Below are 22,623 nucleotides of genomic sequence, written 5' to 3' on the forward strand. Positions count from 1 at the left end.
AGGATCTTCCAGATTGCCGGGGCCGGCCTTGCGGGGCTGGCCTGCGGCTACGAATTGGCCAGGCGCGGCGCGAGGGTTGTGATCTATGAGGCGGCGCAAACGGTTGGGACGAAAAGCGTTGCCCGTTTCGCCGGCGGCATGCTCGCGCCCTGGTGCGAACGAGAAAGTGCCGAAGAGGATGTGATCCGACTGGGCGCCGGAAGTGCCGATTGGTGGTCAGACATCACACCCGTCGAACGGCGCGGCACATTGGTCGTCGCCACAGGCAGGGATCAGGCGGAGCTTACCCGCTTCGCCCAACGCACCAGCGGGCACCGTTCGGTGAGCGCCGGCGACATCGCCGCCCTGGAGCCGGACCTTGAGAGCCGATTTCAGCGCGGGCTTTTCTTTGAAAACGAAGCGCATCTCGATCCGCGACGCGCCCTTTGCGATCTCGCAGACGCCGTAGAGGCTTTGGGCGGCGAGATCAGGCGTGGCGAGAACGCGCCGGATGATGTCGATATCGACTGCACCGGGATGGCCGCAGATATAAGCGGCCTAAGACCCGTTCGCGGTGAAATGGCGATTCTGTGCTGCCCCGAAGTGACCCTCTCGCGTACTGTGAGGCTGCTTCATCCACGCATACCGCTTTACCTCGTACCTCGCGCGGACGGGCATTACATGATCGGCGCCACGATGATCGAAAGCAGCTCGACGCGCGCCGCGACACTCAGATCCCTGAGCGAGCTTTTCTCGGCCGCCTTCACACTTCACCCCGCCTTTGCTGAGGCTGCGATCGTCGAAACGGGGGCCGGCCTTCGGCCTGCCTTTGCCGACAATCTCCCCCGCGTGACCCATGTGCAGGGAAAGTGGCATCTGAACGGGTTGTATCGACATGGCTTCCTTCTGGCCCCGGCCATGGCCAAATCGCTGGCGCAGAAACTCTTATCGGAGACCGATCATGAAAATCATCGTGAACGCCGAACCGCTTGAGGTTTCGGCCCAGACCCTGTCCGAGGCGATTGACGAACTTGGCTTTGACAGCCCGGCCATCGCCACCGCGATAAACGGAGTATTCGTGCCGCGCAGTGTCCGGGACACCAAACGCCTTACCGAAGGTGACCGGCTTGAAATCCTCGCACCGATGCAGGGAGGCTAGGATGAAGCTTTATCGCCGGCATATAGACTCTCGCCTGCTGCTGGGCACGGCCCAGTATCCGTCCCCCAAGGTGCTGGAGGAGGCCATTCGCGCGAGCAATACCCAGATCATCACGGTCTCATTGCGTCGTGAGACGGCAGACGGATCCGGTGCCGGCTTCTGGCAAAACCTGCGGGACATCGGCGCCCATATCCTGCCCAATACGGCCGGCTGTCATTCGGTAAAGGAGGCCGTGACGACAGCCCATATGGCGCGGGAGCTCTTTGACACCAACTGGATCAAACTGGAGGTTATCGGCCACGCGGACACGTTGCAGCCGGACGTCTTTGGTCTTGTCGAGGCCGCTCGCATGCTCAGCGCGGATGGCTTTGAGGTTTTTCCCTATACCACCGACGATCTGGTGGTGGGGGAACGGCTGCTGGATGCGGGCTGCGAATTGCTGATGCCCTGGGGTGCGCCGATCGGATCCGGTCAGGGTCTGAGAAACCCCGATGCCTTGCGGGCCATGCGCGCGCATTTTCCGGATATCCCCTTGATCGTCGATGCCGGCATCGGCCGTCCATCCGATGCCGCACAGGCGATGGAGCTGGGCATGGATGCGGTGTTGTTGAACACTGCCGTGGCGCGCGCGGGTGATCCGGTGGGAATGGCCCGGGCCATGTCACAGGCAACAGATGCCGGCCGCGCCGGATATGAAGCGGGCTTGATGGCGCCGCGTGACATGGCCGTACCATCGACCCCACTGCTTGGCATGGCGGAGCTTGGCTGATGGAGCGGTTCTATCTGATCGTCGGGCATGTCGGGCGGCTTGAACTGCTGGTGCCCCATGGTGTGAAGCTCGTGCAGTTGCGGCTGAAAGACCTACCCGACGAAGAAATCCGGCGCCAGATCGCACGCGCGCGGGATTTCTGCGCCGTCCACCGCGCCCAGCTTGTTGTAAACGATTACTGGCAGGCCGCACTCGACCTGCGGTGCAGCTTTGTGCATCTGGGCCAGGAGGACATGGATGCCGCCGATTTCAACAGTCTTCGTCGCGCGGGGATCCGGTTTGGTCTCTCGACGCATGACGAGGCGGAACTGGACCGGGCGCTCTCTCTCGATCCGGCCTACATCGCGCTTGGGCCTGTCTATCCAACGTTGCTGAAGAAGATGAAGTGGGGGCCGCAAGGGCTGGAACGGGTTACGGAATGGAAGCGCCTGGCCGGACCGGTTCCGCTTGTGGCGATCGGGGGGCTCACTCCTGAGCGCGCGCCAAGCGTGTTCGACGCCGGCGCCGACAGCGCCGCGGTGGTCACCGACGTCCAGCAGGCCGCAGACCCCGAAGCGCGTGTTCGCGAATGGCTAGAGGTCTGCGCCGCATGACCCGCTATGCAAGGCAGATGTTGCTGGAGGATGTGGGCGCGGCTGGGCAGCAAAGGCTGGCTGACGCGCATGTCGCCGTCATCGGGGCTGGCGGGCTTGGCTGCCCGGTGCTGCAATATCTGGCGGGTGCAGGTGTTGGACGCATCACCCTTCTCGACCCGGATGTGGTGGAAGAAAGCAACCTGCATCGCCAGCCGCTCTATCGGATGGCAGATATCGGGCGCGCGAAGGTCCACGCCGCAAGGGACGCGATAGAGTCGCTGAACCCGCACATCTCGGTCACCGCCCTTCGGGAAGCGCTTGATCCCGCAAATGCAGGGCAGGTGGTGCAAAAGGCAGACGTCGTCATTGACGCTGCGGATAGCTTTGCGGTGTCCTACACCTTATCGGATGCGTGCCGGGATGCCGTGACGCCGCTCGTTTCAGCCAGCGTGCTGGGACAATCCGGTTATGTCGGCGCGTTCTGCGGCCCGGCACCCTCTCTCCGGGCGGTTTTTCCGGACTTGCCGGAAACCGGCGGCGCGACCTGCGCGACGGCAGGTGTTCTAGGGCCCGTCGTCGGTATGTTCGGAGCGATCCAGTCCCAACTTTCGCTCAGGATCCTCCTCAACAGCGATCCATCCCCCATGGGGCAGATGATCACGGCAGATCTCTCCACCCTCCGTTTTGGCGGGTTCTGTTTTTTGGGAAGTCGGGAGCCTAAAGTCTCCGTTCCGTTCATTGCAAAGAGCATGCTTCGTGAAACGGACATGGTTGTCGAAATGCGGGAACAGAGCGAGACAGAGCAACCGATCACCCCCGGTGCGCTCCGTATGGGCTGGGATCAGGTCGGCGCCTTGCAGCCCACCGCCCCGACACAGCGCGTGGTGCTGTGCTGCAGCAGCGGCTTACGCGCGTGGCGCGGGGCTTCTGTTCTCCAGCGCAAGGGCCAAGACAACCTGGCTCTGCTCGCTGCCAAAGCATGTGGTTGAAGCGGCGCTTACAAGATCGTCCGCTTCACGACCGCCTGAAAAGCTATCCACACTTAGAATGACCGCAGCTTGCGCATGTCATGCAGCCTTCGACCATGCGCATGTCGTACTGTCCGCAGCTTGGGCAGGCCTTGCCGCGATTGAGGTCGGTGTTGACGACCTGCGCCTGTGGGTCGGATTTAAGGCCCATGCCCTCGCCCTCCAGAAACCCGATGGAGATCATGTGCTGTTCGATCACCCCGCCGATGGCCGCAAGGATGGATGGGATGTACTTGCCCTTGACCCAGGCGCCGCCACGTGGATCGAAGACGGCCTTCAGTTCCTCAACCACAAAAGACACATCTCCGCCCCGCCGGAACACGGCTGAAATCATGCGGGTCAGCGCCACGGTCCATGCGAAATGCTCCATGTTCTTGGAGTTGATGAACACTTCGAACGGGCGGCGGTGGCCGTTGATGATGATGTCGTTGATCGTCAGATAGATCGCATGCTCGCTGTCGGGCCATTTCAGCTTGTAGGTGTTGCCCTCCAGCGCCTGAGGCCGGTCGAGCGGTTCGGACATATAGATCACATCCGCCCCCGTCTCCGATTGCGGCACTTCTTCTGAAGCCTCAGAGACGCTGAGGACAGAGCCGGTGACGTCATTGGGCCGGTAGGTCGTGCAGCCTTTGCAGCCGGTATCCCAGGCCTGCATGTAGACGTCCTTGAAATCGTCAAAGCTGATATCCTCGGGGCAGTTGATCGTCTTCGAGATCGAACTGTCGATCCATTTCTGCGCCGCCGCCTGCATCTTGACGTGGTCCGACGGGGCGAGGGTCTGGGCGTTCACAAAGTAATCCGGCAGGGGCGCGTCGCCTTTCAGGTCGCGCCACATCTGTACGGCGTAATCGACGACCTCCTCTTCAGAGCGGGAGCCGTCTTTTTGCAGCACCTTGCGGGTATAGGCATAGGCAAAGACAGGCTCGATCCCCGAGGAGACGTTGCCGGCATAAAGGCTGATCGTACCCGTGGGCGCGATGGAGGTGAGCAAAGCGTTGCGGATACCGTGTTCGCGGATCGCGGCGCACACGTCTTCGTCCATGTTCTGCATCGCGCCGCTGGCCAGAAAGCCGTCGGCCTCGAAGAGAGGAAAGGCGCCTTTCTCCTTGGCCAAATCGACCGACGCCAGATAGGCGGCGCGGGCGATGGCGTGCAACCAGTGTTCGGTCTGACGCGCCGCCTCGTCCGAGCCATAGCGGAGGCCCAGCATCAAAAGCGCGTCCGCCAGACCCGTGACACCCAGCCCGATCCGCCGCTTGGCCTGCGCTTCCTGCGCCTGCGCCTCCAACGGGAACTTCGAGGCATCCACGACGTTGTCCATCATCCGGACGGCGGTCGCGACCAGTTTTTGCAGCGCGTCCTCATCGAGATGGGCAGCCTCGTCGAACGGCGCGGATACGAGCCGGGCGAGGTTGATGGAGCCAAGAAGGCAGGCGCCATAGGGCGGCAGCGGCTGCTCCCCGCAGGGGTTCGTCGCGGCGATGGTTTCGCAATAGGAGAGGTTGTTGGCAGCATTGATACGGTCGATGAAGATCACACCAGGCTCGGCATAATCGTAGGTCGACTTCATGATCTTGTTCCACAGATCGCGCGCCTCGACCGTGTGATAGACCTTGCCGTCGAACTGCAACTCCCACGAGGCGTCGTTCTTCACCGCCTCCATGAAGGCGTCCGTGACCAGAACCGAAACGTTGAACATGCGCAGCCGGGCGGCGTCGGATTTGGCGGTGATGAACTCCTCGATATCCGGGTGGTCGCAGCGCATCGTGGCCATCATCGCACCGCGGCGGGAGCCGGCGGACATAATCGTGCGGCACATCGCGTCCCACACATCCATGAAGCTGAGCGGGCCGGAGGCGTCGGCAGCCACGCCATGCACATCCGCGCCTTTGGGCCGGATGGTCGAGAAATCATAGCCGATCCCCCCGCCCTGCTGCATGGTGAGTGCTGCCTCTTTCAGCATCTCGAAAATGCCACCCATGCTGTCGGGGATGGTGCCCATCACGAAGCAGTTAAAGAGTGTCACGGACCGCGCCGTGCCCGCGCCTGCAGTTATGCGCCCGGCGGGGAGGTATTTGAAATCTTCGAGGGCTGCGTAGAATTCTCCCTCCCAATGATCAGGGTCTTTTTCGACCTTGGCGAGATCGCGGGCGATCCGGCGCCATGTATCTTCGACCGTCACGTCATGGGGGGTGCCGTCGGCGGCCTTGAAGCGGTACTTCATGTCCCAAATCTGTTCGGCGATGGGGGCGGCGAAACGGCTCATAACGTGATTCCCTCGGGTGACGCAGGACTGACAAGATAGCCATCCTGCACTCAGTTTTCCACAACAGTTTGCACTCCGCTCTGGCCGCGCTACACTATATGGGTGTTCTGTGGGGGACTCGGTGGATAACTCTTTCATAAACCTTGTAAAACTCTGTGTTGGAGCCGAACAGGTCGAAGACCTAACCAATTGGCAACGAAATCCACGCGCCAAAGGGCCGGACGGGCTGCCCCGTCACGTGACCCGCATGTGGCCCAAACAGAGTGATGCACTGCTGAATGGCGGCTCGCTCTACTGGGTGTTCAAGGGCCTGATCCTGTGCCGTCAGCGAATCCTGCGTCTTGACGAGGTGACGGGCGCCGACGGCATTACCCGCTGCGGCATCGTGCTGGAGCCGGAGGTGCACCGCACCCAGACCGCCCCCAAACGCCCGTTCCAGGGCTGGCGTTATCTCAAACCCGGCGACGCCCCGGCAGACCTGCCGGAGGGTCGCGCGCAGGAACCGACCCTGCCACCCGAGCTTAATCGCGCGCTGGCGGAGATCGGTGTTCTCTAGGATCGGCAGACTTCCGCCGCTCTACGACTAAGGTCGCAAGCGGCGCTCGGGGTGCGGCATCTTTAGCGTGTTAGCCTTTCAAAAGCCTCTGCTGCCGGGAGAGCGGCGGGGCGAAACCGAGCTATCGTGCAAGGTATCTGGGAGGACATCATGAGACGGATGACGGGAACGGGCCTCGCGCTCGCGCTTGCTGCTATGGGCGGCACAGCGATGGCGCAGGAGTTGACGGATGGCGCGATCAGCGCCTCGGTGGGGACGATCAACACCGACGCAATCATCGCCAACGAGGCAGAAACCAAGAACTGGCTGAGCTACGGGCTCGATTATGCCGAAACGCGGTTCAGCAAGCTTGACGCGATCAACGACGGCAATGTGGGCGAGTTGGGTCTGGAATGGGCCTATGACCTGCAGTCGGTGCGCGGGGTTGAGGCGACACCCATCGTGGTGGACGGGGTGATGTATGTCACCGGTTCTTGGTCCATCGTGCACGCGCTGAACGCGGTCACGGGCGAGGAGCTTTGGGTCTACGATCCTGAGGTGCCAAAGAATTACGCCTACAAGGGCTGTTGCGATGTCGTGAACCGGGGCGTCGCGGTCTACGAGGGCAATGTCTATGTTGCGACCTATGACGGACGCCTAGTGGCTCTGGAGGCCGCGACCGGCGATGTCGTTTGGGAGGTCGACACGATCGAGAACCGGGAGATGTCCTATACCGTCACCGGCGCCCCCCGGGTCTATGACGGCAAGGTCGTGATCGGCAATGGCGGGGCGGAATACGGCGTGCGCGGTTATCTGACGGCGTATGACGCCGAGACGGGCGATCAGGAATGGCGCTGGTATTCCGTGCCGGGCGATCCGTCACAACCCTACGAAGACGAAAGCATGGCGCGCGCGGCGCTGACCTGGGACCCGTCGGCGGAATACTGGAAGGCCGGGGGCGGCGGCACGATGTGGGATTCGATGGCCTATGATCCCGAACTGGGTCTGCTCTATGTGGGCACCGGCAACGGATCTCCCTGGAACCGGGATCTGCGCAGCCCGGCCGGGGGCGATAACCTCTATCTCTCCTCCCTCGTCGCACTGCGCGCGGATACGGGCGAATATGTCTGCCACTACCAGGAGGTGCCCGGGGACAATTGGGACTATACCGCGACACAGACCATCATCCTTGCCGACCTCGAACTGGAGGGGCAGGAGCGCAAGGTGATGATGCACGCGCCCAAATCCGGTTTCTTCTACCTCGTGGACCGCACCGATTGCGGATTCATATCAGCCGAACCTTTCGTGGAGGTGAACTGGGCGCTCGGATACGACGCGAACGGGCGGCCGATCGAGGATCCGAGGGCGCGCAATCCGGGAGAGACCTTTGAGGTGATCCCTTCGCCTTACGGGGCGCATAACTGGCATCCGATGAGCTATTCGCCGCAGACGGGGCTGGTTTATATCCCGGCGCAGGGCGTCCCGCTGAGCCTGGAACAAGACGCGCGCGATGCGTGGTCGTTCAATGCAAACCTGCCCGGCAGGCCGCATTCGAACCTCGGCTGGAACCTGGGTTGGCTGGTCTCTGCGACACCGCCCGCAGGGCGCCCGTTCGGGCATCTGCTGGCCTGGGATCCGGTCAAGCAGGAGGAGGCGTGGCGGCAGCAATATGTCTCCCCATGGAACGGAGGGACGCTGGCCACGGCGGGCAATCTGGTGTTCCAGGGCTCGGCCGATGGACGGTTCCTGGCTTACAATGCGGAGACCGGAGAGAACTTGTGGCAGACGCCAGTCGGATCGGGAATTGTAGCTGCGCCAATGACGTACGAGGTGGACGGCGTGCAATATGTCACTGTGCTCACCGGCTGGGGTGGGGTCTATGGCATCACCAATAAGCATTCCGAGCGCGTGGGGCCAGGCCATGTCTATACGTTCCGCGTAGGCGGTGAGACGCCCAAGCCGGAGGTGGTGATGGTCGAACCCAAGGAGCTGTTGCAGGGCGTGGCCTATGATCCGGATCACTATGCGGAGGGGGCCGCGATCTATATCGCGAACTGCGTCTTCTGCCACGGCGTGCCGGCGGTCGACAGCGGGGGCAACGTACCCAATCTGGGCTTTTCCGCACCGGAAAAAATCGCCGAACTGGAGGGCATCCTGCTGAACGCGGCCTTCGAGGAGAAGGGCATGCCCAGCTTTGAAGGGCGGCTGACGTCAGAGGAGATCACCAAGATTACCGCCTTCATCCAGGGCACGGCGGACGCGGTCCGGGGGCAGTAGCCTTTCCCGACCAGAAGGGGCGCCCTGCATGTGCCCGATGCACCTCCCGTATACCGGGCGGTGCAATTCCGCGCGTAGCGGAGATATGTTAACAGATCCGTTATGATCCACCGTCGCGGACACATAAGCGCGCATCACGTTCTTTGGCTCTTATAGAGCGGTGGTCGCCACCGAACCGGGCTTTGCGTACTCGTGGACGAGGACGAGACTGAAGTTAAATGATGCTGAACTGGCTAAAGTTGAAGGCTTTGCAACCCTTGTGTCTGCGCGATACCGGTAAGTATCTATCGCTATGCGAAACGACAGTCTCGTCATTCATGGCCAACCCAATAGACTAGGCGATGAACTCTAAGCCGCATTGGGCCGGAGAAGATTTGGTATCTCGTCTTGAAGGAAGTGTAGTTCTTGAGACAAAGTGTAAGACAGACACAAATTCAAGTCTGCGCTCGTTTTCGCGTTGACCCGTGTGAAGCTTTCAGCGGCGAAAAGGTAGGTATCTCAGAAAATGCCACGGCAGGATTGATGCCGTTGAATGGGCTTCGTCATCCCCCAACATCTGGTGTGACCGGCTGGTATTTATGGGGAGGAACCGAGTTTTCGGAAGCAAACGATTTTTTCAAACCAGTACATCTTGCTCACCTGGAAAACAGTTGCGAACTTGGCCTTAAGTTTCTGTTGTTACCGCCCGGTTGGCGCTTTTTAACGGACGGTACTTACGAAGACGTTTGGCTCGATCCAGCATTTATCGAAGTCAACGATTGAACGACCGTGCCCTCCATAACGGCCGGCTATCTGTAAACCGAACTTCCCTCTCTCGCGCTTCCCCAGCATTGCCATACACTGGCAGTGGCAAAGAACATTCGACGTCCCCAGATCGTCAGTTCACATGCTCACAGTCTACGACATCTTCGCTGCGGAACTTGTCACAAATTCCAGGGCGTAAAACATCGTATGTTCCGGGCCGTTGCAGGCCTCAGCGATAGAGATCTTCGATCTGGCGCGCGTAGAGTTCGTGGATCTTGGCGCGGCGTACCTTCATCGTGGCGGTCACCTCACCGTCATCGTGGTCAAGCTCCTTGGGCATCAGCCAGATCTTCTTGACCTGCTCGACCCGGGCGAGGTTGGCGTTCTGCTTTTCGACCTCCTTGTCGATCAACGCGCGCACCCGGTCATTTTCGGCCAGTGAGCGGAAGGTGGTGTAGGCGATCCCCTGCCCTTCGGCCCAAAGGCGGACCGTGTCCATGTCAAGCTGCACAAGCGCCGTCACGTAAGGCTTCTTGTCGGCGATCACCACGACCTCCTTGATGAAGGGCGAGGATTTCAGGACGTTCTCGATCAGGGCCGGCGAGAGGTTCTTGCCCGCGGCATTGATCATGATGTCCTTCTTGCGGTCGACGAGGCTGAGCGAGCCGTCGGCCTCGACCTGTGCGACGTCGCCGGTATGAAGCCAGCCGTCCACGATGGTCTCTGCCGTGGCCTTGGGGTTGTTGTAGTACCCCTTGAAGATCGTCCCGCCCTTGACCAGCAATTCGCCATCTTCCGCGATACGGTATTCGACATCGCCCACGGGGCGCCCGATGCGCCCGTCGCAATTGCCCCAATCGGGCTGGATGGAGCCGGTGCCGGAGGTCTCAGACATGCCCCAGCCTTCGCGGATGTTCACGCCGATCCCGCGCATGAACGACAGCAGGTCCGGCGCGATGGGGGCGGCAGCAGAGATGGCAAAACGCACACGGCCGAGCCCCAGATAGGAGCGGATGTGGCGATAGACCATCAGGTCCCAGAATGCGTGGCTGAGATGGTCGCCGGTATTCCATTTGTCGCGCCGCTTAGAGCCGCGCCGCATGGCGGAGGACAGGGCCAGCAAGGTGAGCGGTTTGCGCAAGGGTCCGGCGGTCTGGGCCTGCACCATCACACCGGCCTGCATCTTTTCCCAGATCCGGGGAACGCCGAAGAAAACCTGCGGCGCGACCTCACGCAGGTCGAGCGTGATCGTACGGAGGCTTTCGCCGAAGTTCATCACGAATTGCTTCGACAGGCCGTTCATCACCGTTACCGCCTGTTCTGCGATGTGGCAGAGCGGCAGGTAGCTCAGGACATCCGTGCCCGCCGGGTAGTCGCGAAAGATCTCCTGCGCGACCAGAGAACCGGAATAGAGGTTCTGATAGGAAATCTCGGCCGCCTTGGGCAGGCCTGTGGAGCCGGAGGTAAAAACCATCATCGCGGTGTCTTCTGGCTCGATCGCGGCCTTGCGCGCCAGAACGTCATCGCCCGCCTGCCCGTTCAGCATCGCGCGGCCCTTGGCGAGCAATTCGTCCCAGGTTTTCAGGTTCAGCTCATCGACGCCCTTGCAGCCCTTGGCGTTAAAGACGATGAGCTGGCGCAGTTTCGGAAGCTGGCCGCGCAGTTCGATGATCTTGTCGAGTTGCTCCTGATCCTCGATGAAAAGCACGGTGGTGTCGGAGGCATTGACCAGGTGGTCGATCTCGGCAGCGGGGCTGGTGGGGTACATGCCCACGATAACGCCGCCCGCGGCATTGATACCGAATTGCGCGAGCACCCATTCGCTGCGGTTTTCCGACAGGATGCCAACGTGATCGCCCGCCTCGACCCCCAGAGAGATCAGACCAGCGGCGGCGGCGTGCATGATCTCTTCGACGTCTTTCCACGTCATCTCGTTCCAGATGCCGTATTCCTTTTGCCGCATGGCGACGGCTGCGGGCCGTTCGGTGGCGTGGTCCGACACCATCTGAACGGTGCTGCGAAACCCGATTTCGGCTTTGCGGACGTCGAAGGGCATGGGCGTCTCCTTAGCTGAGCCAGCGCTTGCGGCGTTTGTAATGTTTCACATCGCGGAAGGATTGGCGGTCGGCGCCGCCATCTTCGGCGATGCCGAGATAGAAGGACTGGATGTCCTTGTCGTTGCGGAGGGTCTCGACATCGCCTTCGAGAACGATCTGGCCACTTTCCATGATGTATCCGTAGTCCGCCACGCCAAAGGCCACGCCGGCATTCTGTTCGACCAGGAGGATCGACACGCCGTCCTCGTCATTGAGGCGTTTGATGGTGGCAAAGATCTCCTCGACGATCTTGGGGGCGAGGCCGAGCGACGGCTCGTCCATCAGGATCAGTTCGGGCTGGGCGATCATCGCACGGCCAAAGGCCAGCATCTGCTGTTCACCGCCCGAAAGATACCCGGCGATCTGTTTCTGGCGTTCCTTGAGGCGGGGGAAGAAGTCGTAGACCTTGTCGTAGTCGGCCTTGGCGTTGCGCCGGTCGAGCGCGTAGGACGCGGCGATCAGGTTATCCTCGACCGTCATCTCGGCAAAGATGCGGCGGCCTTCGCGGACATGGAAAAGGCCCTGCTGAACCAGCCGGTCGGGCTGGATCGACATGATGGACTGGCCTTTGAAATGGATGCGCCCCTCGCCCACCTCGCCATTCTCCAGCCCCAGAAGGTTGGAGGCGGCCTTGAGCGTCGTGGTCTTGCCCGCGCCATTGGTGCCCAGAAGGGTGACGATCTTGCCGTCGGGCACCTCCAGCGACAGGCCACGCAGGGCCTGAACGGTGTGGTGGTAGGTGACTTCGATGTTTTCGATGGTCAGCATGGGCGCATCCCTTGTGCGATACGCGGCCCCCTGCGCGAGGGTCGCGACAGGATCAGACCGAGAGCCAGTCGGAGGTCGGCGTGAAAAGCTTGGTCTCGGCAGAGTAGCTGTAGACCCGGCCGGTGCCGATGGCGTTGTTCTCCATCGTGACTGGACCGCCGAAGAAGCCGCCGGAATCCCAGTCGGAGATGGCAGATAGGGTTTCGGCGACATTGTCGGCAGTCAGCTCGTTTCCGGCCTCGGCGGTGTCACGGAAGGCTTTGACGGCCAGTTCCAGCCCACACATCGTTTGCAGCGCCCAGGTGGACATGTAGTTTTCCATCGGCGTGCCCGCGAACATCTCCTTGGAGAGGGCCGCATAGGTTTCATACCGGGGGGCGCCTTCGCGGTCGTAGAAATAGCGATAGGGCATGACGCCCTGATAGCCGTCAAGGATCGGGCCCGCTTCGTTGGTGATCCGGTCGGCGATGAACTTTTCCATGCCCCAGAAGGTGCCCTTGAACTGCACGGGCAGGCCAAACTGACGCGCGCCGCCGATAAGCTGCGGCCAGACGCCGGTCACATAGCCTTGCAGGATGCAGAACTCTGCGCCCGATTGCGCGAGTTTGGTCACATGGGTCGGGATGTCGGCCCCCTGCGCCTTGGTGGATTCCTCCAACACGACTTCGAGGCCGAGGCGTTCGGCTGTGGCCTTGCCGTGCTCGATCGGGTCACGACCAAACTCGGTGTTGGAGAAGATAAAGGCCACTTTGGAGCCGCCGGCATCCTTGATGTTCTGCAAGAGGATGTCGAATTGCGACTGGTAGGTCGGGCCGGAGAGGTACTGATATGGGTTCTCCGCCGGGTTGGCGAGTTCGGAGGCGAAGGAGGTGGAGCCCATGATGCGGGCGTTTGCTCCGCGCAGTTCGGGGGCGATCAGCTTCATCGCACCGGTCGAATCGGCGAAATAGCCGATCATGTCAGTGCCGTGATTGGCCAGCGCGCGCTGGTAGTTGGCCAGCGTGTTGTTGGGGATATAGCCGCTGTCTTCGGTCACGAAGCGGATGGGCGTGCCGGCAATGCCGCCTTCGTCGTTGAACATCTTCTGCGCGAGGCTAAAGACGGGCGCGACAAGCTGGCCGGCAGTAGCGAATGGCCCGGTCAGCGGCAGCGAGACGCCGAGGATGTATTCGGAGGGTTGCGCGCGCAGGATCATCGGGGTGCCAATGGCGGCGGTGGCCGCGGCGCTGGTCGCCAGGAAGGTGCGGCGGTTGATGGTCATATGTGTCTTCTCCCTAAAACTTGGCCTTTGTTGTTATCCGCGCGCGAATGGCCAGCGGTTTGCGGCGCGCAGTATCCTGTCGGTGATGTGGTTGATGCCCAGCGGTTCTTTCAAGAGGAAGAACACGAGCAGCAGGCCGAACGCGATCTCCTGCATGGGCGCGGCATAGCGTTGCAGATCGAGCGCGCCGCCGGTGGCGGCACCGAAGCTGATCTTGATAAGTTCGGGGACCATCACGATGATGATCACGCCAAAGACCGGCCCCATCGTGCGGCCCATGCCGCCGACGATCAGAGCGGCGACCAGTTCCAGAGACAGGTCAAGCTCGAATTGCTCGGGCAGGATCCGGGCGTAGAAATAGGCAAAGAGCGCTCCGGCAAGGCCGCAATAAGCGGCGGAGATGGCAAAGCTGGTCAGCTTGTAGCGCAAAAGCGAGATGCCGAGGATTTCTGCCGAATAGTCCCGGTCGCGGATGGCGATGAAGGCGCGACCGACGCGGGTGCGGATGAGGTTCTGCGCCATCAGCAGGGTGATGAAAGCGAGGGACGCGATCAGCACGAACATCTCGCGCTTGGTGTCAAGCTCCCACCCGAAGAGGTTGGGGATGGGTGTGTTGATGCCCGCGACACCCCCCGTGAACGGGGCGAATGCGTCCTGTTCGATGAGAAAGATCACGATGAAGCTGGCGCTGAGCGTGGCGACGGCGAGGTAAAGGCCTTTGACGCGCAACGATGGCAGGCCCACGATGATGCCGATGAGGGCCGAAACCGCAATGGCCACCGGAATGGCGATCAGCGGCATGATCTGGTCGGGGATGATCCCGGCAAAGCCATTGTGGAAAGCGGTGGTGACATAGGCCCCTATGGCAATGAAGGCGCCATGGCCCAGCGAGACGAGGCCGGTATAGCCGGTCAGGACATTCACCCCGACCACGGCGATCAGCAGGATGCCCATCTTGCAGGCGATCAGGATGAAGTAGTCGTTGGCGGTGAGCGTGAAGAGGCCCAGGGCCAGGATCATCCCGTAAACGAAGGCCTGCTTGTAGGAGTTGTTCAGAACCCGCTCGTCCGCGGCATAGGTGGATTTGAGATTGCCGTTGATCATATCCGTTCCACCTCTGCTTGGCCGAAAAGACCGTGGGGACGCACCAGGAGGACGACGAGGACGGCGACGTAAGGCACGATCTCGGCCCAGTCACCGCCCAGTTGCCATTGGGTCATCGCCTCCATCACGCCGACGGCCATGGCGGCGATGAAAACGCCGATGTAGCTGTCGAGCCCGCCCATCAGCACGATGGCGAGGACGGAGAAGCCAAAGAGCCCAAGCGACGGGGAAATGCCGTTACGCGTAGCCAGGATCGCACCGGCGATGGCACCGGTGGTGCATGCCAGAACCCAGGCGCGGGAGAAGACTTTTGGCACCGAGATACCCATGGAATAGGCGGTCGACTGATCCTCCGCCGTGGCACGGATGGCGACGCCGGATTTGGTGTAGCGGACCATCAGGACGATGCCAACGAAGATCAGAAGCGCGATGGCCATGTTCACCAGATCGGCACCGAAGAGGAAGATCGGCGTGCCGAAGAGGTCGAACCGCACCGGCGCGTTGGGCGCGATGTGGGGGACGAAATCGGCATCAGCCGTCCAGATCAGGGAGGCGGTGCCGGACAGGATGGAGATGAGGCCCACGGTGATCATGATCATCGCGAAGATGGATTGCCCCATCAGAGGGCGCATCAGCGTGCGTTCGATGATCAGGCCCAGTATCGCGTTGCAGACCAGAGCGCCGGCAAGACCGAAGAGGATGCGGGGCACGTTGGCGGCCCAGTCCAGAACAGCACCCATGGGGGAGAACATCGGCAGATCGGCCCGCATCTCGGCCATCCAGGCCGGGTTCCAGGACGCGAGCCAGGCCGGAGCGCCCTCCATGCCGGGGATGATCACGGCGAAGGTGTAGTAGAAATAGGCCCCGAACATGATGACGTAGCCATGAGCGAAGTTGACGACCTTGGTGGCTTTGAAGACCGACACGATACCGACGGCGATCAGCGCATAGATGGCGCCGGACATCAGGCCGTTGATGGCGAATTGCGCGAATTGGCCCATTAGAGCGCCTCCACGTTTGAATGAGTTGGTTGCGCTTGGTTCGGAGTTCCGCCTCGTTGGTCGTCGCCAAGTCGTACGGGGTTGGCGGCTCCCAAGCAGTTTCGGGGAAACCTTTGAGTGTCAGAGGGAGTGTAGGCCTTGCTAACGCATGTCAGTCGCGCATCTTTCAGAGCATCCGCCCGATGGGCACCATCGGGCAGCCCCCGACCGCCCCCCCGGGCGGGGGCTTTACCCCCACCCGCGGTCGGGGACTGCCCTTGTTTCTGGTGATGGACAGTTGGAGCGTACATGGTCATGCCGCGGCCCCCAGATACGCCTCGATCACGTCTTCATTGCCGCTGACCTCCTGCGGCGTGCCGCTGGCGATCTGCTGGCCGAAGTTGAGCACCACGATGTGGCTGCAAATGTCCATCACCATGTGCATGTCGTGTTCGACGAGGAGCACAGTCGTACCAAACTCCTCCTGCACGTCCAGGATGAAGCGGGCCATATCCGCTGTTTCTTCGCGGTTCATACCGGCGACAGGTTCATCCAGCAGCAGCACCTTGGGCTGCATCGCCAGGGCGCGCCCCAGCTCCACCCGTTTTTGCAGCCCGTAGGGCAGCATGGTGATGGGGTACTTGCGGATATGGTCGATCTCGAGGAAGTCGATCACGCGCTCCTCGATGTCGCGGCGCAGCTCCAGCTCTTCCCGCTGGGCCGCACCAAAATAGCGCAGCGCCTGCCAGACATTGGTCTTGAGCCGCGTGTGCCCACCCAGCTTGATATTGTCGAGCACGGTCATGCCACGGAAGAGGGCGATGTTCTGAAAGGTGCGTGCGAGCCCCAGCCCTGCGCGCTTGTCGGGCGAGAGGTCCGTGATGTCCTGCCCCTCAAAAAACACCCGGCCCTTATCCGGTTTGTAAAACCCTGAAATCGCGTTGAAAAGAGAGGTCTTGCCTGCCCCGTTCGGTCCGATCACGCCTGTGATCTCACCCGGTTTGGCTTCGAAACTGATACCCTGCAGCGCCTTGATGCCCCCGAAGGACAGATGCAGGTCCTCGATCTTGAGCATGGTCACCCACCCTCATTGTGCCGCCCGTGCAATCGGGCCTCCCCACGCGGGAATATAGCGCGTTCAGGGCGGCGGTCGATTGTCCGAAAGCGGACCTCCCAATTTCACCGAATGCGCCGCAGTCTCGTTGGTCTGGCTGCGTGCGCCGTTTCGGCGGCTCCACCCCAATAAGTGGCACCGCCTTCTTCACATCGCAACAGAGTGTGCGACTTGACGTTACGGCGGTTTGGGGCGTCCGATATCCTGCAGGCCGAAAGGCGCTGATTTTCAGGCGGTTGCGAGGCGAAAGCCTCCCGTTACGTCAACTTGCGCTCAGCAGGTCCTGCAGGTGCAGGAACGTTGTTTTATCCTCTGCCTCCATCTGCGCAGTGCGGCTGCGCCACAACGTAGCCTGGGAGCGGAGGATGAGGCCGTCGTCGAGGATCTTGAGGTGATTGGCGCGCAGCGTCTCACCGGTGGAGGTGATGTCGGCGATGGCTTCGGCGGTTTCGTTCTTGACCGTGCCCTCGGTCGCGCCCTGACTGTCGACCAGAGCGTAATCGGCCACGCCGGCATCGCGCAGGAAGTCGCGCACCAGCCGGTGGTATTTCGTGGCGATGCGCAGACGGTACCCATGAGCCGCGCGGAAGGCAGCAGAAGCGGCGTCGAGGTCATCGAGCGTGTCGACATCGACCCAGAAATTCGGCACGGCGAGGATCAGGTCAGCCTGTCCGAAACCCAAGGGCCAAAGCTCCTCGACCTGCTGTTCCCAGCGGGCGAGTTTCTCCTGCACCAGATCGGTGCCGGTGACGCCCAGATGAATGCGCCCGGCGGCCAGTTCGCGCGGGATCTCTCCGGCCGAGAGCAGCACGAGCGAGACATTGTCGATGCCCGACACGGCCCCGGCATATTCCCGGTCGGATCCGCTGCGCGAGAGGGTCACGCCGCGCTTGGCGAACCAGTCGAAGGTCTTCTCCATCAGCCGGCCCTTGGAGGGCACGCCCAGTTTCAACGTCATGCCGCGCCCTCCGCCAATTCGAGCATCAACCCGGGGCGCAGGACGCCGCCCACAGCGGGGATCTCGGTGCCCCGGCCCAGATGCCGGGTCAGCGCGTCATAACGCCCGCCGGTAGCGACGGGCGGAAGGTCGGGCCGCCGTTCGGCGGAGAAGCCGAAAACGAACCCGTCGTAATATTCCATGGAGGTACGGCCATAGCTTGCCTCGAAATCGAGACTGTCGACGTCGATACCGCGCGCAGCCAGGGCTTCGCTTCGCGCCTCCATCCGGTTCAGGGCGGGCGTGATCGCCCGGAGATCGACAGCGATGTCGCGCAGTTGCGCCAGAGCGAAGGGGATGGTTTCCCGCACCGCGAGAAGCGCGTCAAGTGCCGCGATTTCGGTATCGGACAAGGCCGGTGTGTCGGCCTCATGGCGCAATGCTGTCAGACGCGCCTCCACCTCCGAGCGCGTGCGGCGCCCGATCTCGGGGCCAGCCCCGGCGAAGGGATCGTCGGCGAGGATCGCGCGCGGCTGGCCGCGCCCGGCATAACGGTCAAGCAGGGCACGAAAGCGGCGGGGGCGCCAGATATGGCGGGATAGAGCAGCCTTGCGGCGTTTCGTGGTCTCAAGCCCCTGAACCGCAGCCATGAGAATACCGATATCACCGGTGGAGGCCCGCAAGTCGAGGCCCGAAAGAACGTCGGAGAAGAGCGCGAACACTTCCGCATCAGCGGCGGCAGGGTTGGCGCGGTCGAAGACCTCGTAACCGACTTGGATATACTCGTTGGCACGGTCGGGATCGTGTTCCTGGCGGCGAAACACCTCTCCGGAATAGGTGTAGCGTGCAGGCTCCGCCCCGTTCTGCATATGCATCTGAACAACCGGCACAGTGAAATCGGGGCGTAACATCTGCTCCCCCCGCAGAGCGTCGGACGTGACGTAGGCCCGGGCGCGGATATCCTCGCCATAGAGATCGAGCAGCGTTTCGGCCGGTTGCAGGACAGGGGTCTCCACGGACAGCGCGCCTGCGGCTTCGAACCGGGCGCGCAGGCTGGCCGCCTGCGCGAGAATATTGGCACGGGCGGGCATTAGTCCTGACTGTCGAGCAGGGCACGAATGCGGGAGACCAGCTCGCCGCGCGGGACTTCGAACTGGCTGGGGCGCTCTTTCCATTCTTCGAGCGTGGCCTTCTGGGCAATCTGAGCCCCCAGGATCAGATCCTTGACCTGAACGACGCCGCGCGCCTTTTCATCGGCGCCTTCGATCACGGCAGCGGGGCTGGCGCGGCGGTCGGCATATTTGAGTTGATTGCCGAAGTTTTTCGGGTTGCCCAGATAAACCTCGGCCCGGATACCGGCATTGCGCAGCTCGGACACCATGGCCTGGTAATCTGCCATGCGGTCACGGTCCATTACGGTGATGACCACGGGGCCACGCTCGGCGGTCCGTATCCGGCCCTTCTCGCGGAGCGCGGCAAGCAGGCGGTCCACGCCGATGGAGATGCCGGTGGCGGGCACTTCCTGACCGGTGAACCGTTTGACGAGGTCGTCATAGCGCCCGCCGCCCGCGACCGAGCCGAATTGGCGCTTGCGGCCCTTGTCATCGAGGATGTCGAAGGTCAGTTCGGCCTCGTAGACGGGGCCTGTGTAATAGCCGAGGCCACGCACCACCGAGGGATCGATGACAATACGGTCGGAGCCATAGTCACCCGCGCCCAGCAAGTCGGCGATCTGCTCCAGTTCATCCACGCCCTGCCCGCCGACAAGCGAAGGGCCGACCAGCTCACGCAGACGCGCAATTGTTGCCTCGCCCGTTTCCCGCCGGGCGTCCATGAAGCCCATGATCACCTCTGCCTGCTCCTGCGCCAAGCCCGCGCCCTTGGTGAAATCACCGCTCTCATCCTTGCGGCCTTCACCGAGAAGCGCCCGCACGCCATCACGCCCCAACCGGTCAACCTTGTCGATGGCGCGCAAGACAATACCGCGCTCTGCCTCCTTGTCGGCACCGCCGATCCCTGCGACCTCCATCACGCCATTGAGCACCTTGCGGTTGTTGATCCTGACCACATAGTCGCCGCGCTGGATACCAACGGCTTCGAGCGTGTCACTCAGCATCGCGCAAATCTCGGCATCGGCAGCCATTGAGGCCGTACCCACCGTGTCTGCATCACATTGATAAAACTGCCGAAACCTTCCCGGCCCCGGCTTCTCGTTTCGCCAGACCGGCCCCATCGCGTAGCGCCGGTAGGGCGTTGGCAGATCGTTCCGATGCTGCGCATACACCCGCGCCAAGGGCGCTGTCAGATCATACCGCAGCGCCAGCCAATCGCCCTCGCCCTCCTGCCAGGCAAAGACCCCCTCGTTCGGCCGGTCGACATCGGGAAGGAACTTGCCCAGCGCCTCCACCGTCTCCACTGCCGAGGATTCCAGCGCGTCAAATCCATAGCGATGATAAACCTCGGCGATCTTGTCCAGCATCCCGGCGCGGTCACGCACCTCGGCGCCGAAGTAGTCGCGGAACCCCTTGGGCGTCTCGGCCTTGGGGCGGGGCTGTTTCTTTTGCTTTGCCATGGCCGGCATCCTTGGGCGACATCATTCGCCGCGCGGTCTATCCCAGCCGTATCGCATGGGCAAGGCACGGCCCGCCCCCACCGTTTTCCGGCCAGAAAAACTCCCACCCGAGGCAATCCGGATTTTTGTTCCGAAAAATCCGGCACCCTCTCAGATATCGCTGAAATCGCCCCCTCTGCCCCGCCCTTCGGCAAAGCGCGTGGCCCCGGCGATGCCTTCGGCTTCCAGCACCGTGGCCGAGGCCCATTCCCGCCGCAGCCCCTCGGCCAGGTGCTCGGGTGACATCCGGGCGGAAAGATGATCGGCCCGCAGACAGGCCTGGGGAAAGGCTGTCAGGCTCTGCGCCAGATCCAGCGCTTCCTCCAGCGCCTGGCCCCGCGCGCAGACCCGATCCGCCAGCCCGATCTGCGCAGCCTCTCCACTGGTCACGGGCCGCCCTGTCAGGATCAGATCGTTGGCTCTGCCCTGACCCACGAGGCGCGGCAGCCTCACGGTGCCGCCGTCGATCAGCGGCACGCCCCAGCGGCGGCAATAGACGCCCATCACAGCCGGTTTCGCCATCACCCGCAGATCGCACCACAGCGCCAGCTCCATCCCGCCCGCCACCGCCGGGCCTTCGATGGCCGCGATGACCGGCTTGCGCAACATCAGTCGTGATGGTCCCATTGGACCGGGGATTGGATCGTCCATCGGATCGGTCCAATCCTCGGGGATCGAAAGGGAGGAGATCCAGTCCGACCCTGCCCCAGCGCCCGTGAGAATGGCAACCTGAGCCCGGTCATCGGCCTCGAAATCCAGCATGGCGCTGTAGAGCGCCCGCGCTGTCGGAGGGTCCACCGCATTGCGTGCCTCCGGCCGGTTCAGGGTAACAATGCAGACGGGGCCTTCACGGGTGACAAGGACGCTCATGCCGTGCACTCTGCCGCAGGACAGGTGGCATGGTCCAGCCCGGTGCGATAGGACATGGGGCATCCCAAGCCACGGAGACGGCTTCATGCAAGAGATCGAAGAAAAGCTCGCTCATCTGATCCGCAACGTCGAGGATCTAAGCGATGTGGTGGCCCGGCAGGAACTCGAGATTGCGCTACTCACCCGCCGTGTGCAGATGCTGATGGAACGCGAAGCGGAACGGCAGGCCGATGGCGGGGGAGGTGTCGTGCTGGGCGACGAACGCCCTCCGCATTACTGAGGCGCTTTGACCGAAGCGGCGACAACAGCGCCGTCATGGATCAGGATATCCGCCCAGCGCGGGTTGCCGCCGCCAAAGCGCTCATAAGCGCTGATGAAGACGGTGTTGCGTTCCAGACGCGAAATCCGCGCCCCGCAGGGTTTCCGGCGCGACACGCCGCAAATGCCGGACTTGATGCGTTCATACGCCTTGTCGGTGTCGGAATAGGGATAAAGATCGCCCGGCAGACCATAGCGCAGTTGCTCGTGCATCGACGGCGCCCCGAAGACAGCGTTGGCAGCCGTGAACCGGCGCGGGCACCCATCTGCAAAGCCGGTGACGAAAAAACTGCGGGGCGCCGTGGTGCCGGGCGCGCTGTCATACAATGCATAGCCTGAACCACGGGCGGGAAACTTCTCGATCCGTCGACCCAATTGCGCTTTGGTCGCCGCGCAGGCCCGCGCGGTCTGACCAAACGCAAGCGGCGCGCCAAGCGGCAGATCCGGCTCGGCAGCCGCACGCGGGGCACGGGGGGCAAGGCGCGCGTCCCGACCGGCATCCCCACGGCTGGCCAGACGGCGGTCATCGGATAGAGCCTCGGGCTCTGGTGTCTTTGGCTGATCCGGTGCCAGCGCTGACGTCTGCGGCGTGTCAGCGTCCGAGCCTTGAACAAGACGCGCAAAGAGCCCCCGACGGCGAACTGGGGGCTCCTCCGGCTCGACCGCGTTCGCTGCAACTGGCGCTTCGGTTGCACTCTCCGGCGCGGCTTCGATTTGATCCGTTTCGGTGACTTCGCCGCCAGCTAAGTCGGTTTCTGGTTGGGCGCGCCCGAATACGCGGGACAAGAAGCCCTCTCCGGCCAGATCTGCCTCTTCGGCTCCGGGTTCGGTAGCAAAGTCAATCGGGGCCGTATCCTCCGCAAGTTCGACCTCGGACAGGCGCTCTACACCTGCCAGCGGGTCCGAACAGCCGGCCAACGCCATTGCGGCCAGGATTGCGAAAAACACGTTGCGCACCGGTTGGTGGGTCCTCTCTCCCGATCTCCCCGGAACGCCTGTTAACCGCAGAACGCGGATTTGTCCAATCCGACGCAGCGACGGGCGCGCCGGATCACGCCGATACTGCGTTCCGCGATCAGCCGAGAAGCGCCCGGAGAATGGGCGGGTCCTAGCGCCGGTGAGAACCCGGCAAAACAAGACTGACGGTGATTTTGGGCGGAAGCGAAGGGCGCGACGAGGCTGCCGCTGGCTCATCCGTCCGCCATCCTGCGCGGCTCTCCAGACGGCCTGCG

At 62.5% G+C, this 22,623-nt stretch carries 21 protein-coding genes; 9 read left to right on the top strand and 12 right to left on the bottom strand.

Annotated elements, in window-relative coordinates:
* Positions 1-3: 3 nt before the first annotated feature.
* Genes CFI11_RS17635 through CFI11_RS17655 form a run of 5 tightly spaced genes read left to right on the top strand, consistent with a single transcriptional unit; the run spans position 4 to position 3,471 of the window.
* The gene (locus tag CFI11_RS17635; protein WP_130410067.1) at positions 4-972 is read left to right on the top strand and encodes an FAD-dependent oxidoreductase; all 969 of its coding nucleotides are present in this window, start codon (positions 4-6) and stop codon (positions 970-972) included.
* A complete protein-coding gene (thiS, locus tag CFI11_RS17640; protein WP_130408287.1) occupies positions 941-1,138 on the top strand; it encodes a sulfur carrier protein ThiS in 198 nt (65 codons plus the stop codon). The genes CFI11_RS17635 and thiS overlap by 32 nt, the downstream gene beginning before the upstream one ends.
* Before the next feature lies 1 nt (position 1,139).
* On the top strand, positions 1,140-1,907 hold the full coding sequence (locus tag CFI11_RS17645) for a thiazole synthase (RefSeq protein ID WP_130408289.1): 768 nt from the start codon (positions 1,140-1,142) through the stop codon (positions 1,905-1,907).
* Entirely contained in the window at positions 1,907-2,500 is a 594-nt protein-coding gene (locus CFI11_RS17650; RefSeq protein ID WP_130408291.1) for a thiamine phosphate synthase, read from the top strand. The genes CFI11_RS17645 and CFI11_RS17650 overlap by 1 nt, the downstream gene beginning before the upstream one ends.
* On the top strand, positions 2,497-3,471 hold the full coding sequence (locus tag CFI11_RS17655; RefSeq protein WP_130410068.1) for a HesA/MoeB/ThiF family protein: 975 nt from the start codon (positions 2,497-2,499) through the stop codon (positions 3,469-3,471). Before CFI11_RS17650 ends, CFI11_RS17655 begins: the two co-directional genes overlap by 4 nt.
* Before the next feature lie 43 nt (positions 3,472-3,514).
* On the opposite strand, the gene CFI11_RS17660 is transcribed toward CFI11_RS17655, so the two are convergent.
* Positions 3,515-5,776, bottom strand: coding sequence for an adenosylcobalamin-dependent ribonucleoside-diphosphate reductase (locus CFI11_RS17660; protein ID WP_130408293.1), 2,262 nt, complete (start codon positions 5,774-5,776; stop codon positions 3,515-3,517).
* A gap of 121 nt (positions 5,777-5,897) precedes the next feature.
* On the opposite strand from CFI11_RS17660, the gene CFI11_RS17665 reads away from it, so the two are divergent.
* The 3 genes from CFI11_RS17665 (at position 5,898) to CFI11_RS17675 (ending at position 9,350) form a co-directional block, all read left to right on the top strand.
* Positions 5,898-6,332 (top strand): DUF1489 family protein, encoded by a 435-nt coding sequence (locus CFI11_RS17665; RefSeq protein ID WP_130408295.1) that lies wholly within the window; start codon positions 5,898-5,900, stop codon positions 6,330-6,332.
* Positions 6,333-6,482: 150 nt separating this feature from the next.
* Positions 6,483-8,588: a PQQ-dependent dehydrogenase, methanol/ethanol family gene (locus CFI11_RS17670; protein WP_130408297.1), complete on the top strand. Its 2,106-nt coding sequence runs from the start codon at positions 6,483-6,485 to the stop codon at positions 8,586-8,588.
* Positions 8,589-8,993: 405 nt separating this feature from the next.
* Entirely contained in the window at positions 8,994-9,350 is a 357-nt protein-coding gene (locus CFI11_RS17675) for a hypothetical protein (protein ID WP_130408298.1), read from the top strand.
* A gap of 211 nt (positions 9,351-9,561) precedes the next feature.
* Here the strand turns inward: CFI11_RS17675 and CFI11_RS17680 are convergent, their stop codons facing one another.
* The 10 genes from CFI11_RS17680 to CFI11_RS17725 all read right to left on the bottom strand — a co-directional run bounded on the left by CFI11_RS17680 (position 9,562) and on the right by CFI11_RS17725 (position 21,073).
* Positions 9,562-11,388: a long-chain fatty acid--CoA ligase gene (locus CFI11_RS17680; protein WP_130408300.1), complete on the bottom strand. Its 1,827-nt coding sequence runs from the start codon at positions 11,386-11,388 to the stop codon at positions 9,562-9,564.
* A gap of 10 nt (positions 11,389-11,398) precedes the next feature.
* Complete coding sequence (locus tag CFI11_RS17685; protein ID WP_130408302.1) at positions 11,399-12,196, bottom strand: ABC transporter ATP-binding protein; 798 nt, start codon at positions 12,194-12,196, stop codon at positions 11,399-11,401.
* 52 nt (positions 12,197-12,248) lie between these two features.
* On the bottom strand, positions 12,249-13,457 hold the full coding sequence (locus CFI11_RS17690) for an ABC transporter substrate-binding protein (protein ID WP_254448950.1): 1,209 nt from the start codon (positions 13,455-13,457) through the stop codon (positions 12,249-12,251).
* 33 nt (positions 13,458-13,490) lie between these two features.
* A complete protein-coding gene (locus CFI11_RS17695) occupies positions 13,491-14,561 on the bottom strand; it encodes a branched-chain amino acid ABC transporter permease (protein WP_130408304.1) in 1,071 nt (356 codons plus the stop codon).
* Positions 14,558-15,562, bottom strand: coding sequence for a branched-chain amino acid ABC transporter permease (locus CFI11_RS17700; protein ID WP_130408306.1), 1,005 nt, complete (start codon positions 15,560-15,562; stop codon positions 14,558-14,560). Before CFI11_RS17700 ends, CFI11_RS17695 begins: the two co-directional genes overlap by 4 nt.
* A gap of 292 nt (positions 15,563-15,854) precedes the next feature.
* The gene (locus CFI11_RS17705; protein WP_130408308.1) at positions 15,855-16,616 is read right to left on the bottom strand and encodes an ABC transporter ATP-binding protein; all 762 of its coding nucleotides are present in this window, start codon (positions 16,614-16,616) and stop codon (positions 15,855-15,857) included.
* 301 nt (positions 16,617-16,917) lie between these two features.
* Positions 16,918-17,613: an ATP phosphoribosyltransferase gene (hisG, locus tag CFI11_RS17710; RefSeq protein WP_130408310.1), complete on the bottom strand. Its 696-nt coding sequence runs from the start codon at positions 17,611-17,613 to the stop codon at positions 16,918-16,920.
* Positions 17,610-18,683 carry an ATP phosphoribosyltransferase regulatory subunit gene (locus CFI11_RS17715; protein WP_130408312.1) on the bottom strand — a complete coding sequence of 358 codons (1,074 nt, stop codon included), beginning with the start codon at positions 18,681-18,683 and terminating at the stop codon, positions 17,610-17,612. Before CFI11_RS17715 ends, hisG begins: the two co-directional genes overlap by 4 nt.
* Positions 18,683-20,164, bottom strand: a complete 1,482-nt coding sequence (gene hisS, locus CFI11_RS17720; RefSeq protein ID WP_130408314.1) for a histidine--tRNA ligase — start codon at positions 20,162-20,164, stop codon at positions 18,683-18,685. Before hisS ends, CFI11_RS17715 begins: the two co-directional genes overlap by 1 nt.
* A gap of 150 nt (positions 20,165-20,314) precedes the next feature.
* A complete protein-coding gene (locus CFI11_RS17725) occupies positions 20,315-21,073 on the bottom strand; it encodes a crotonase/enoyl-CoA hydratase family protein (RefSeq protein WP_130408316.1) in 759 nt (252 codons plus the stop codon).
* Between the two features lie 85 nt (positions 21,074-21,158).
* Between CFI11_RS17725 and CFI11_RS17730 the strand changes: the two genes are divergently transcribed.
* A complete protein-coding gene (locus tag CFI11_RS17730; protein WP_130408318.1) occupies positions 21,159-21,353 on the top strand; it encodes a SlyX family protein in 195 nt (64 codons plus the stop codon).
* Here the strand turns inward: CFI11_RS17730 and CFI11_RS17735 are convergent.
* Positions 21,347-22,348 (bottom strand): hypothetical protein, encoded by a 1,002-nt coding sequence (locus CFI11_RS17735; RefSeq protein ID WP_130408320.1) that lies wholly within the window; start codon positions 22,346-22,348, stop codon positions 21,347-21,349. The two genes, CFI11_RS17730 and CFI11_RS17735, sit on opposite strands and share 7 nt — an antisense overlap.
* Between the last annotated feature and the right edge of the window lie 275 nt (positions 22,349-22,623).

This window comes from Thalassococcus sp. S3, assembly GCF_004216475.1.
Lineage (GTDB): Bacteria > Pseudomonadota > Alphaproteobacteria > Rhodobacterales > Rhodobacteraceae.

Bases quoted from the DNA above. Each gene is read 5' to 3' on its own strand.
- thiS (WP_130408287.1), top strand. From the start codon at position 941: ATGAAAATCATCGTGAACGCCGAACCGCTTGAGGTTTCGGCCCAGACC.
- CFI11_RS17645 (WP_130408289.1), top strand. From the start codon at position 1,140: ATGAAGCTTTATCGCCGGCATATAGACTCTCGCCTGCTGCTGGGCACG.
- CFI11_RS17650 (WP_130408291.1), top strand. From the start codon at position 1,907: ATGGAGCGGTTCTATCTGATCGTCGGGCATGTCGGGCGGCTTGAACTG.
- CFI11_RS17655 (WP_130410068.1), top strand. From the start codon at position 2,497: ATGACCCGCTATGCAAGGCAGATGTTGCTGGAGGATGTGGGCGCGGCT.
- CFI11_RS17660 (WP_130408293.1), bottom strand. From the start codon at position 5,776: ATGAGCCGTTTCGCCGCCCCCATCGCCGAACAGATTTGGGACATGAAG.
- CFI11_RS17670 (WP_130408297.1), top strand. From the start codon at position 6,483: ATGAGACGGATGACGGGAACGGGCCTCGCGCTCGCGCTTGCTGCTATG.
- CFI11_RS17680 (WP_130408300.1), bottom strand. From the start codon at position 11,388: ATGCCCTTCGACGTCCGCAAAGCCGAAATCGGGTTTCGCAGCACCGTT.
- CFI11_RS17685 (WP_130408302.1), bottom strand. From the start codon at position 12,196: ATGCTGACCATCGAAAACATCGAAGTCACCTACCACCACACCGTTCAG.
- CFI11_RS17690 (WP_254448950.1), bottom strand. From the start codon at position 13,457: ATGACCATCAACCGCCGCACCTTCCTGGCGACCAGCGCCGCGGCCACC.
- CFI11_RS17695 (WP_130408304.1), bottom strand. From the start codon at position 14,561: ATGATCAACGGCAATCTCAAATCCACCTATGCCGCGGACGAGCGGGTT.
- CFI11_RS17700 (WP_130408306.1), bottom strand. From the start codon at position 15,562: ATGGGCCAATTCGCGCAATTCGCCATCAACGGCCTGATGTCCGGCGCC.
- CFI11_RS17705 (WP_130408308.1), bottom strand. From the start codon at position 16,616: ATGCTCAAGATCGAGGACCTGCATCTGTCCTTCGGGGGCATCAAGGCG.
- hisG (WP_130408310.1), bottom strand. From the start codon at position 17,613: ATGACGTTGAAACTGGGCGTGCCCTCCAAGGGCCGGCTGATGGAGAAG.
- CFI11_RS17715 (WP_130408312.1), bottom strand. From the start codon at position 18,683: ATGCCCGCCCGTGCCAATATTCTCGCGCAGGCGGCCAGCCTGCGCGCC.
- hisS (WP_130408314.1), bottom strand. From the start codon at position 20,164: ATGGCAAAGCAAAAGAAACAGCCCCGCCCCAAGGCCGAGACGCCCAAG.
- CFI11_RS17725 (WP_130408316.1), bottom strand. From the start codon at position 21,073: ATGAGCGTCCTTGTCACCCGTGAAGGCCCCGTCTGCATTGTTACCCTG.
- CFI11_RS17730 (WP_130408318.1), top strand. From the start codon at position 21,159: ATGCAAGAGATCGAAGAAAAGCTCGCTCATCTGATCCGCAACGTCGAG.